We start from the raw sequence: 11,911 nt of genomic DNA, 5'->3' as shown, positions 1-11,911 counted from the left end.
GCCCCGACACTGTCGGGGCATCTTTTTTTTACGGCCATCAGCCAAACAGACCCGCTGCGATATTGATTGAAAACCCGAGAATCGCCGTGTTGAACACAAACCCGATCAACGATTGCGCCAGCACGATCTTACGCAATTCCCGCGTGGCCACGCCGACATCCGCCGTCTGCACCGCCACACCGATGGTGAACGAGAAGTACAGGAAGTCCCAGTAATTGGGGGTTGTCAGCCCTTCGGCAAATCGCAACGCAGGTTCCTTGCCTTCCCAGGTGTAATACAACCGGGCGTAATGCACGCTGAAGATCACCCCGATCAACAGCCACGAGCCGATCACGGTCAACCCGGTGAAGCCGTAGTGCAACAGCCGGTGATAGGTGCCCAGATCCTTGCTGCCCGCCAGTTCCAGAGTAATAGCGGCGAGGCTGGCCAATGCGGCCATGGACACCGTGAACAGCACCAGCCCGGCGTTTTCGTCCTCGACCTCGGCAATGCGTTTCACGTCGTCGGCTTTGGAACGCATGGTCAGCCAGAGGATCAGGGCCAGATAGGTCCAGACCCCGGCATTCCAGCCGACGAGGATTTTGCCGAGGATCGAATCGGCTGGCGCCAGAATGCCCACCGCGAGGCCGAATGCGGTCGCGGCGGACAGGCGAGGGTGGGTGCGGGCGAGGAGGGGCATGGAGGCTCGATGTGTCTGGGTTTTGCAAACACCATAGCCCAGCGCAGTCCGTTGTGACCACAACGACACATCCCCCGTAGGAGCGAGGCTTGCCCGCGAAATGGCCGTAACATTCAACGTTGATGTTGACTGATACACCGCCTTCGTGGGCAAGCCTCGCTCCTACAGGGGTGTGTCGTTATTTAGATGTTCTTATGGCGCTTGCGCACCAACCTCATCACCACCACAAAAAACACCGGCACAAACACCACCGCCAGCGTCGCGGTGATCATCCCGCCGATCACCCCGGTGCCGATCGCTTGCTGGCTCGCCGAGCTGGCCCCGGTGGCAATCGCCAACGGCACCACGCCGAGGATGAACGCCAGCGACGTCATGACAATCGGCCGCAACCGCAGGCGCGCGGCTTGCAAGGTTGCGTCGACCAGATCGTGGCCTTCGTCATAAAGGCTCTTGGCGAACTCGATGATCAGGATCGCGTTCTTCGCCGACAGGCCGATGATGGTGATCAGCCCGACCTTGAAGAACACGTCGTTGGGCATTCCGCGTAGCGTCACGGCCAGTACCGCACCGAGAACGCCCAGCGGCACTACCAGCAACACCGACGTTGGAATCGACCAGCTCTCGTACAGCGCCGCCAGGCACAGGAACACGATCAGCAGCGACAGCCCGAGCAGAATCGGTGCCTGGCTGCCGGACAAACGTTCCTGCAACGACAACCCGGTCCATTCCTGACCCAACCCTGCCGGGCCTTGCGCCACCAGCCGTTCGATTTCCGCCATCGCTTCACCGGTGCTATGACCGGGCGAAGGCTCGCCGGAAATGCTGATGGCCGGGTAGCCGTTGTATCGGGTCAATTGCGCCGGGCCCTGGGTCCAGTTGGCCCGGACGAAGGCCGACAGTGGCACCATTTTTTCAGCGTTGTTGCGCACGTGAATCTTCAGCAGATCGGCGACCTGGCTGCGTTGATCGCCTTCAGCCTGGACCACCACTCGCTGCATTCGCCCCTGGTTGGGAAAGTCGTTGATGTAGGCCGAACCGACCGCCGTGGTCAGCACATTGCCAATGTCGGCAAAGGATATGCCCAGGGCGTTGGCCTGTTTGCGGTCGACTTCCAGCTGAACCTGTGGCGCTTCGGCCAGGGCGCTTTCGCGCACATTCATCAGGATCGGGCTTTTCTCGGCGGCGGCGAGCAATTCGCTGCGCGCTTTCATCAGCGTGGCATGGCCGAGGCCGCCACGGTCCTGCAAGCGGAACTCGAAACCGCTGGAGGTGCCGAGACCGTCAACCGGCGGCGGCAGCACCGAGAAAGCCATGGCATCCTTGATCTGGCTCAGCGCGATGTTGGCGCGATCGGCGATGGAACTCGCCGAGTCGTCGCTGCCCCGATCCGACCAGTCCTTGAGCGTGGTGAACGCCAGCGCGGCGTTCTGCCCGCTACCGGAAAAACTGAAGCCGAGAATCACTGTGCTGTCGCCGACGCCCGGTTCGGTGGCGTTGTGTGCTTCGATCTGCTCCACCACATTTATTGTGCGATTCTTGCTCGCGCCCGGTGGCAGTTGGATGTCGGTGATGGTGTAGCCCTGGTCTTCCACCGGCAGGAACGAGGAGGGCAGACGACTGAAACACAGTCCCAGGCCGACTAGCAGCACGCCATAAATCAACAGGTAACGACCGGTGCGTTTCAACGCATAGGCGACCCAGCCCTGATAACGCTCGGTCAGTTGTTCGAAGCGCCGGTTGAACCAGCCAAAGAATCCGGCTTTTTCGTGATGCTCGCCTTTGGCGATCGGCTTCAACAGCGTCGCACACAACGCCGGGGTCAGCGTCAGGGCGAGGAATGCCGAGAACAGAATCGACGTGGCCATCGACAGCGAGAACTGTTGGTAAATCACCCCGACCGAGCCCTGCATGAACGCCATCGGAATGAATACCGCCACCAGCACCAGGGTGATGCCGATGATCGCGCCGGTGATCTGCTTCATCGCCTTGCGCGTCGCTTCCTTGGGCGACAGGCCTTCGGTGGCCATGATTCGTTCGACGTTCTCCACCACCACAATCGCGTCGTCCACCAGGATGCCGATGGCCAACACCATGCCGAACATGGTCAGCACGTTGATCGAGAAGCCCAGCGCGAGCATGGTCGCAAACGTGCCCATCAACGCCACCGGCACCACCAGCGTCGGGATCAGCGTGTAGCGGATGTTCTGCAGGAACAGGAACATCACCGCAAACACCAGCACCATCGCCTCGCCGAGGGTGTAAACCACTTTGGTGATCGAGACTTTGACGAAGGGTGAGGTGTCGTACGGGATCTTGTATTCGACACCGGCCGGGAAATAGCGCGCCAGCTCGTCCATCTTTGCTCGCACCAGCGTTGCGGTGCTCAGGGCATTGGCGCCCGGCGACAGTTGCACACTGACGGCGGTGGACGGTTTGCCGTTCAGGCGTGTGGAGAACTGATATTCCTGGCTGCCGATCTCGACCCGCGCCACATCACGGATGCGCACGGTAGAACCGTCAGGATTGGCCTTGAGCACGATGTCGGCGAATTCTTCAGGCGTCGACAGCTGGCCTTTGACCAGAACGGTCGCGGTGATTTCCTGAGTGGTGCGGGTCGGCAAGTCGCCGATGCTGCCCGCGGAAACCTGAGCGTTCTGCGCAACGATGGCGGCATTGACGTCAGCCGGGGTCAGGTTGAAGCCGATCAGCTTCTGCGGGTCGATCCAGATCCGCATCGCCCGTTCGGCGCCGTACAACTGGGCCTTGCCGACGCCATCCAGACGCTTGATCTCGTTCATCACGTTGCGCGCCAGGTAATCGCTGAGCGCCACGTCATCGAGCTTGCCGTCGCTGGAGGTGAGGGTGATCAGCAACAGGAAACCGGCGGAGACTTTCTCCACCTGCAAACCTTGCTGGGTGACCGCCTGAGGCAGGCGCGACTCAACCGCTTTGAGGCGGTTTTGCACATCGACCTGGGCCATTTCCGGATTGGTGCCCGGCTGGAACGTCGCGGTGATGGTGGCGCTGCCGAGGCTGCTCTGGGATTCGAAGTACAGCAGATGGTCGGCGCCGTTGAGTTCTCCCTCGATCAGGCTGACCACGCTTTCGTCCACGGTCTGCGCCGAAGCGCCGGGGTAGGTGGCGTAGATTTCGACTTTCGGCGGCGCAACGTTCGGGTATTGCGCCACGGGTAACTGCCCAATGGCCAACGCACCGGCCAGCAGGATGAACAAGGCAACCACCCAGGCGAACACCGGGCGATCGATAAAGAACTGCGGCATAAAAAGCGTCCTGCTTACTGACCAGAAACCTGGGCAAGTGGAAGAGGGGTGTTGTCGATCTGGACTTTCTCACCGGGGCGCGCGTGTTGCAGGCCTTCAGTGACGATGCGGTCACCGGGCTTGAGGCCGCGGGTGACGATCCAGCGATCGTTCTGCACCGGGCCCAGCTCTACCGGTTGCTGGCCGACCCGCTGTTCGGCGTCGAGCAATAGCACTTGGGCGACACCGGCGCTGTCACGCTGAATGGCCCGTTGCGGCACGCTGATGCCTTGCTGATTGAACGCTTGCTCCAGACGTACGCGAACGAAGCTGCCCGGCAGCAAGTCGAGGTCCGGGTTGGGGAACTCGCTGCGCAGAATGATCTGACCGGTGCCCGGGTCGACGGTGATGTCGGTGAACAACAACTTGCCGGGCAATGGATAAAGGCTGCCGTCGTCCTGGATCAGTGTGGCTTTGGCCTGGCCTTGGCCCACTTCCTTCAGTTGGCCGGAACGGAAGGCCCGGCGCAGGTCGTTGAGTTCACGGGTCGATTGGGTCAGGTCGGCGTGGATCGGGTTCAACTGCTGAATCAGCGCCAGCGGCGTGGTTTCGTTCTGCCCCACCAGCGCGCCTTCAGTCACCAGCGCGCGGCCGATGCGCCCGGAAATCGGCGCGGTGACGGTGGCATAACCGAGGTTCAGTTTCGCCCGCTCTACCGCGGCTTTGTTGGCGGCGACATCGGCGGCGGTCTGCCGGGCATTGGCTCGGGCATTGTCGTAATCCTGAGCGCTGATGGCGTTGCCTTCGATCAACTGGGCGTAACGCTGCTCCTGCAATCTGGCCTGGAACGCGTTGGCTTCGGCCTTGCGCAGCGCGGCTTCGGCGCTGTCCAGGTCGGCCTTGAAGGGGGCCGGGTCGATACGGAACAGAACGTCGCCTTTATTCACGTCGCTGCCTTCGCGGAAGACCCGCTGCAACACCACTCCTGCAACCCGGGCACGCACTTCGGCAATCCGTGGTGCGGCAATCCGCCCGCTCAAGTCGCTGCTGATTGACAGAGGACGAGCTTCGACGGTTTCGATGCGTACCGTGGCCAGCGGTGCCGATTCTTCGGCGGTCGAAGACTGGTCACAAGCGCTCAACGTCAACGCCAGGGCAATCAGGCTGAGCGTGGCAAGCAGATTCTTTGACATGGAAATACCCCAATAATGACTACCCGCATCCTACGGGGAGTCGATGAGGGTAGCGGTGAAGCTTTGTTGGTGCTGTGTGAAATTGTGTAAGGGTTTTGCTCGCGTATGCGTGAGGGCGTATATCCTTCAGGCCTTGAATTTTATTGCGCCTGTCAGGCCGCCTTCGCGGGCAAGCCTCGCTCCTACAGTAGGAGCGAGGCTTGCCCGCGAAGAGGCCCTGAAGTTCGCCACAGCACTTTCTGGAAACACCCATGCCCAACATCCTCCTGGTCGAAGACGACACCGCACTCTCGGAACTGATTGCCAGCTACCTGGAACGCAACGGCTATTCCGTCAGCGTGATCAGCCGCGGCGATCATGTACGCGAACGCGCGCGGGTCAGTCCGCCGGACCTGGTGATTCTCGATCTGATGCTGCCGGGGCTCGACGGCTTGCAGGTCTGCCGTTTGCTGCGGGCCGATTCGGCGACGTTGCCGATCCTGATGCTCACCGCCCGTGACGACAGCCACGATCAGGTGCTGGGCCTGGAAATGGGCGCAGACGACTACGTCACCAAACCTTGCGAGCCCCGTGTGTTACTGGCTCGCGTACGCACGCTGTTGCGTCGCAGCAGCCTCAGCGAACCGCAGACCGCTAATGACCGCATTCTCATGGGCAACCTGTGCATCGACCTGTCCGAGCGCACTGTGACCTGGCGTGGACAACTGGTCGAGCTGTCCAGCGGCGAATACAACTTGCTGGTGGTGCTGGCCCGGCATGCCGGCGAGGTGCTGAGCCGTGACCAGATTCTGCAACGCCTGCGCGGTATCGAATTCAACGGTACCGACCGCTCGGTGGATGTGGCCATCTCCAAACTGCGGCGCAAGTTCGACGACCACGCCGGCGAGGCGCGCAAGATCAAGACCGTGTGGGGCAAGGGCTACCTGTTCAGCCGCTCCGAGTGGGAATGCTGAACCATGTTCAGAATCCTGTTTCGTCTGTACCTGGTGACCATCGTTTCGTTCAGCGCGGCGATCTACCTGGTCCCGGACCTGGTGATCAAGGTCTTCCATGAGCGTTTTGTGACCTACAACCTCGATTACTCCCGAGGTTTGCAAACGCTGATCGTCAAACAGTTTCGTACGGTGCCTGTCGAGCAGTGGCCGGCGCTGGCGGCGGAGATGGACAAGGAGTTCCAGCCGCTGCACATCATTTTGACCCGCAACGACGATACCGAATTTACCCTGGATGAGCGCGAACGCTTGCAGCGCGGGGAGAACGTGGTACGCATCGGCGACTGGGGCTGGCGCACCCTGGCGGTGACACCGTTGAACGAGCAGATGGTGGTGGAGATGGTCGTGCCACCGGACCCCACGGATGTCAGTTGGTTGTACTGGAGCATCAACGTGCTGATCGGTGCGACGATGCTGGCCTGCCTGTTGTTGTGGCTGCGCCCGCACTGGCGCGACCTGGAACGTCTCAAAAGCACCGCCGAACGCTTCGGCAAGGGCCATTTGAGCGAGCGCACGCAGATTTCCCCCAGCTCCAACATCGGCAGCCTGGCCAACGTGTTCGACACCATGGCCGGCGACATCGAAAACCTGCTCAACCAGCAGCGCGACTTGCTCAACGCCGTGTCCCACGAATTGCGCACGCCGTTGACGCGGCTGGATTTCGGTCTGGCCCTGGCGCTGTCCGACGACTTGCCGGCCACCAGCCGAGAACGCCTGCAAGGCCTGGTCGCGCACATTCGCGAACTGGATGAGCTGGTGCTGGAGCTGCTGTCCTACAGCCGATTGCAAAACCCGGCTCGGCTGCCGGATCAGGTCGAGGTGTCGCTGGATGAATTCATCGACAGTATTTTGGGCAGCGTCGATGAAGAGCTTGAGTCACCGGAAATCGTCATTGATGTGCTGCTGCACGGTCAGCTCGAACGCTTCTCGCTGGATCCGAGATTGACCGCCCGGGCGATCCAGAACCTGCTGCGCAACGCCATGCGCTATTGCGAGAAACGGATTCAGATTGGTGTGCAGGTGTGCGCCAAAGGCTGTGAGATCTGGGTGGATGACGATGGCATTGGCATTCCCGATGAAGAGCGGGAGCGGATCTTTGAGCCGTTCTATCGGCTGGATCGCAGTCGGGATCGCGCCACAGGCGGGTTTGGCCTGGGGCTGGCAATCAGCCGCCGAGCACTGGAAGCGCAGGGTGGCACGCTGACCGCGCAGGCATCACCATTGGGCGGCGCACGGTTCCGTTTGTGGCTGCCCACCTCGGCCTGACGCATTCGTTGTAGCAGCTGCCGAGCCCGCGAGGCTGCGTTCGAGTGCGCAGCACTCGTAAAACCAGGCAACCGGTTCTTCCAGGAAAACCGCATTCGCAGGACCTGCGAGGACTGCGTCCTCGGACGCAGCCTCACGGGCTCGGCAGCTGCTACGAGCCAGGTGAGGGAACGATCTGCAGTTCAGTCGAGCAGTTCGGCTGACTCAATCAACCCGACCCCCGCCACCTGCATCCGCTCAATCGCCGCCGCCAGCGACCCTTCCAGATCAATCGCGCGGCAAGCATCCATCACCACAAACGCATTGAACCCCGCCGCCCGCGCATCCAGCGCAGAAAACATCACGCAGAAATCCAGTGCCAGCCCAACCATGTAAACCGTGTCGATGCCGCGTTCTTTCAGGTACCCGGCCAAACCGGTGGTCGTGGTTCGATCCGCCTCCAGAAACGCCGAATAACTGTCGATGTCCGGGTTGCAGCCCTTGCGGATGATCAATTGGGCGTGGGGCAGGTCCAGCTCCGGGTGGAACTCGGCGCCGGGTGTGGCGCGAACACAATGCTCCGGCCACAGGGTCTGTTCACCGTAAGGCAACTGAATCACGTCGTAAGGCTTGTGCCCAGGGTGGCTGGAAGCGAACGAGGCGTGGCCGGGCGGGTGCCAGTCCTGGGCAATGATGACCTGTTTGAACTGGCGACCCAGACGATTAATCAGGGGCACAATCAGGTCACCCTCCGGCACCGGCAATTGACCGCCGGGAATGAAGTCGTTTTGTACGTCGATGACCAGTAAGGCAGCGCGTGAAGAAATTGGCATGGGGTAGGTTCCTCCTTGGAAAGTCGGGTGCAAGCATAGTGACAAGTTCGCTGGAGTGCTAAGCCGGCTTCTCAATAACTTCGCCGGGCCCTCCAGTGCTGCCGCCGGGTTATGCCCGATCAGCATCAAGGCGTGTTCCATGCTCGCCCAATAGACAACGGTCATGGACCTCATGGGCGATGGACGGTGAACACCGCAGTGTGAACAATTATTCATTTTTTTCTGACAATCATTGCAAGGAAAGCGCAAATCGAGGCGCTATCCTCGACAGCGTTCGTTGTCCATTTGGAGAACTGCCATGAAAGATCAGGTCCATCCCTCTGCGGCCGCAGGGTATAAAACCGGTGCCGACACCTATGTCCGTGGTCGTCCGGATTATCCACCCCAAGTGGCTGACTGGCTTACGGTTACCCTTGAGTTGAACGCCGATAGAACCGTGCTCGACCTAGGCACCGGCACCGGCAAGTTCACCGGGCCGTTGGTGGCGACCGGGGCGCAGGTGATTGCGGTGGAACCTGTGCCGCAGATGCTGGAGAAACTGTGCGAAGCCTTTCCTGAGGTACTGGCAGCGAGCGGCACCGCCACCGACCTCCCGCTGCCGGATGCGTCGGTGGACGTGGTGGTCTGTGCTCAGGCCTTTCACTGGTTTGCCAGCACCGAGGCGTTGACCGAGATTGCCCGGGTGCTCAAGCCCGGCGGCAAGCTGGGGCTGGTGTGGAACCTGCGCGACGCCAAGGTCAGCTGGATGCCAAAACTGGATGCGATTGTCAACGCGCTGGAAGGCGACACACCGCGTTATTACACAGGCGCGTGGCGCGAAGCCTTTCCACATCAGGCATTCGGGCCGTTGCAGGTGCAGTATTTCAGTCATGGTCATACGGGGTCGCTGGAGGATGTAATTTTCAATCGGGTGCGCTCGATCAGTTATATCGCTGCGTTGCCGGTGGCGGAGCGGGCGAAGGTTGATGCACAACTGCGGGCATTGATTGCCGGGGAACCGGCGCTGAGGGGGCGGGATGTGGTGACCGTGCCTTATGAAACCGTAGCGTTTGTGGCGGTGAAGGGCCGTTAGATCGGCGGTGCGGCCTTCGCGAGTAAGCCCACACACAGGGAATTTGTGAGCGCCAAAGACCCCCTGTGGGAGCAGGCTTGCTCGCGAAAGGGCCGGTCCAGACGCTAAAAAAACCTGAAGCCAGTCCCGCATTTGGCCGAACCGCTGCCTTACTGCCGACACAGATGCCTTGTTATAGTCCGGGCTTCATTTTCTGTCCGGTAAAGGATCACTGCCATGTCTCAATACACCGCCTTCAGCGTCGAACTGGCCGATAACATCGCCCATGTGCAGATCAACCGTCCGGACAAGATCAACTCGATGAACGCCGCGTTCTGGAGCGAGATCATCGAGATTTTCCAGTGGATCGACGATACCGATGAAGTCCGGGTGGTGGTGCTCAGTGGCGCCGGCAAGCATTTTTCTTCCGGTATCGACCTAATGATGCTCGCTGGTGTGGCCAATGAACTGGGCAAGGACGTCGGCCGCAATGCGCGGCTGCTGCGGCGCAAGATCCTGGCATTGCAAGCGTCGTTCAACGCCGTCGACAACTGCCGCAAACCGGTGCTGGCGGCGGTGCAGGGTTATTGCCTGGGCGGCGCCATCGATCTGATTTCGGCCTGCGACATGCGTTACGCGGCTGAGGACGCGCAATTTTCCATCAAGGAAATCGATATCGGCATGGCGGCCGATGTTGGCACTTTGCAACGCTTGCCGCGGATCATCGGTGACGGCATGCTGCGTGAACTGGCTTACACTGGTCGCACCTTTGGCGCCGAAGAAGCGCGTAACATTGGCCTGGTCAATCGCGTCTACAGCGACACCGCCAGCCTGCTGGAAGGCGTGATGGGGATTGCCCGCGAAATCGCCGGCAAGTCGCCGATTGCCATCACCGGTACCAAAGAGATGATCAGCTACATGCGCGACCATCGCATCGACGACGGCCTTGAATACGTCGCCACGTGGAACGCCGCCATGCTGCAGTCCACCGATCTGCGCGTGGCCATGGCCGCCCATATGAGCAAACAGAAACCCGAATTTCTGGATTGATTAACCATGACTTCACGCTGGACCACTGCAGTACTGGACACCGATCAACCCGGCGGCTGGGCCGTGGCGCGCAGCCCCGAAGGCTTTTTGTTCGATGACAATGGCGCCCTGTTTCCACGGGAATGGCTCAAGCGTCAGGACTTGTCGGTTCTTGCCGAGCACGGCATCGGTCACCTGGATGGCGAACCGGTGTACCTGCTGGAATTGCGCAGTCACAGCGACGTGCCGGGTTGTAACTGGAAAGGCCTGCGGGCGTTCATGCTCGAGGGCGATCACACCGTCTACAAGGTTCTGGGCTATGCCGCGCAAATCGGTACCTGGGCCCGTGAGCACCGTTTTTGCGGCAACTGCGGGCAGGCGATGATCCAGGTGCCGCGCGAGCGGGCAATGTACTGCGAGCCATGCGATTTACGCAGCTACCCACGTATTTCGCCGAGCATGATTGTGCTGGTGACCCGTGGCGACGAGGTTCTGCTGGCCCGTTCGCCGCGTTTTGTCACCGGGGTCTACAGCACGTTGGCGGGGTTTGCCGAGCCGGGTGAGTCGGCCGAAGATTGCCTGATTCGCGAGGTTCGCGAAGAGGTGCAGATCGAGGTCAAGAACATCCAGTACATGGGCAGTCAGTGCTGGCCGTTCCCGCATTCGATGATGCTCGGTTTTCATGCCGAGTACGCCGGTGGCGAGATTGTCTGTCAGGAAGACGAGATCGAAGACGCCCAGTGGTTCAACGTGCACGAGCTGCCGCCGTTGCCGGCGTCACGCTCGATTGCCCGCTACCTGATCGACGTCTACGTGGCGCGGCGCTTAGGCCACGCTGAACCAGTGCTGCCAGGCTAGGCGCACGGTCAGGCCGAGCACCACCGTAATGAACACCGGACGAATGAATTTCGCACCGCCGCTGATGGCGGTGCGCGCGCCGAAGAAGGCGCCGACCATCACCGACAGGCCCATGCTCAGGCCGATAATCCAGTCCACTTGCCCGGAAAAGATGAACACCGACAGCGCCGCAATGTTGCTGACGAAGTTCATGCTGCGCGCCACGCCGCTGGCCTTGACCAGGTCGATGGGGTAGAGCAGCAGGCTGCTGACGGTCCAGAACGCCCCCGTTCCCGGGCCGGCCACGCCGTCATAGAAACCGAGGCTGAAGCCTTGACTCGATTGCCACTTTTTCTTGATCGGTGCATCGCTGTCCAGCGGCGCTTTCGGTGTGCCGCCGAACAACAGGTACAGGCCGCAGGCGAACACAATTACCGGCAGCATCTTGTTCAGCCATTCCGCCGGCAAATAATGAGCGACGATGGCGCCGCTGAGCGCACCAACCAACGTGCCGACGATGGCGTGCATCCACTGCCGTGGATGGAACAGCTTGCGGCGGTAGAAGGTGAAGCTGGCGGTGGCCGAGCCAAAGGTCGAACTGAGTTTGTTGGTGCCCAGTACCAGATGCGGCGGCAGGCCGGCGGTCAGCAGTGCCGGGGTGGTCAACAGACCGCCACCACCGGCGATGGCGTCGATGAAACCGGCAATGAAAGCGACGAGAGCCAGAACGGCCAGGGTAGTGGGGTCAACGCTGAGTTCGAAAGGCATGGAATGGGGCTTATTCGGCAGGGC

10 protein-coding genes are annotated in these 11,911 nt (G+C 61.0%); 5 read left to right on the top strand and 5 right to left on the bottom strand.

The annotated features are described in order from the left end of the window. Positions 1–37 precede the first annotated feature (37 nt). The 3 genes from ACEN8R_RS10185 to ACEN8R_RS10175 all read right to left on the bottom strand — a co-directional run bounded on the left by ACEN8R_RS10185 (position 38) and on the right by ACEN8R_RS10175 (position 5,132). Positions 38–679, bottom strand: coding sequence for a DUF1345 domain-containing protein (locus ACEN8R_RS10185; protein WP_018929110.1), 642 nt, complete (start codon positions 677–679; stop codon positions 38–40). A gap of 182 nt (positions 680–861) precedes the next feature. Next, positions 862–3,960 (bottom strand): multidrug efflux RND transporter permease subunit, encoded by a 3,099-nt coding sequence (locus tag ACEN8R_RS10180; RefSeq protein WP_018929111.1) that lies wholly within the window; start codon positions 3,958–3,960, stop codon positions 862–864. A gap of 14 nt (positions 3,961–3,974) precedes the next feature. Further along, positions 3,975–5,132: an efflux RND transporter periplasmic adaptor subunit gene (locus ACEN8R_RS10175; RefSeq protein ID WP_018929112.1), complete on the bottom strand. Its 1,158-nt coding sequence runs from the start codon at positions 5,130–5,132 to the stop codon at positions 3,975–3,977. Between the two features lie 251 nt (positions 5,133–5,383). Between ACEN8R_RS10175 and ACEN8R_RS10170 the strand changes: the two genes are divergently transcribed. Both ACEN8R_RS10170 and ACEN8R_RS10165 read left to right on the top strand, forming a co-directional pair. After that, positions 5,384–6,085, top strand: coding sequence for a response regulator (locus ACEN8R_RS10170; RefSeq protein ID WP_018929113.1), 702 nt, complete (start codon positions 5,384–5,386; stop codon positions 6,083–6,085). A gap of 3 nt (positions 6,086–6,088) precedes the next feature. Then, positions 6,089–7,390, top strand: a complete 1,302-nt coding sequence (locus ACEN8R_RS10165; protein ID WP_018929114.1) for an ATP-binding protein — start codon at positions 6,089–6,091, stop codon at positions 7,388–7,390. A 182-nt stretch (positions 7,391–7,572) separates the two neighbouring features. Here ACEN8R_RS10165 and pncA read toward each other — a convergent pair whose 3' ends face one another. Beyond that, complete coding sequence (gene pncA / locus ACEN8R_RS10160) at positions 7,573–8,202, bottom strand: bifunctional nicotinamidase/pyrazinamidase (RefSeq protein ID WP_019578833.1); 630 nt, start codon at positions 8,200–8,202, stop codon at positions 7,573–7,575. A 298-nt stretch (positions 8,203–8,500) separates the two neighbouring features. Here pncA and ACEN8R_RS10155 point away from each other — a divergent pair, with 298 nt between their 5' ends. From ACEN8R_RS10155 to nudC, 3 genes are all read left to right on the top strand, one after another. Continuing rightward, complete coding sequence (locus tag ACEN8R_RS10155) at positions 8,501–9,274, top strand: methyltransferase domain-containing protein (RefSeq protein ID WP_495624825.1); 774 nt, start codon at positions 8,501–8,503, stop codon at positions 9,272–9,274. A 216-nt stretch (positions 9,275–9,490) separates the two neighbouring features. Then, a complete protein-coding gene (locus ACEN8R_RS10150; protein ID WP_018929117.1) occupies positions 9,491–10,303 on the top strand; it encodes a crotonase/enoyl-CoA hydratase family protein in 813 nt (270 codons plus the stop codon). A 6-nt stretch (positions 10,304–10,309) separates the two neighbouring features. Continuing rightward, positions 10,310–11,140, top strand: coding sequence for an NAD(+) diphosphatase (gene nudC, locus ACEN8R_RS10145; protein WP_018929118.1), 831 nt, complete (start codon positions 10,310–10,312; stop codon positions 11,138–11,140). On the opposite strand, the gene ACEN8R_RS10140 is transcribed toward nudC, so the two are convergent. After that, positions 11,108–11,887 carry a TSUP family transporter gene (locus tag ACEN8R_RS10140; RefSeq protein ID WP_018929119.1) on the bottom strand — a complete coding sequence of 260 codons (780 nt, stop codon included), beginning with the start codon at positions 11,885–11,887 and terminating at the stop codon, positions 11,108–11,110. The genes nudC and ACEN8R_RS10140 overlap by 33 nt on opposite strands. Positions 11,888–11,911: the final 24 nt, after the last annotated feature.

The sequence above is a fragment of the Pseudomonas sp. Pseusp15 genome, from assembly GCF_059492165.1.
This window is presented reverse-complemented; position numbering and strand designations above follow the sequence as displayed.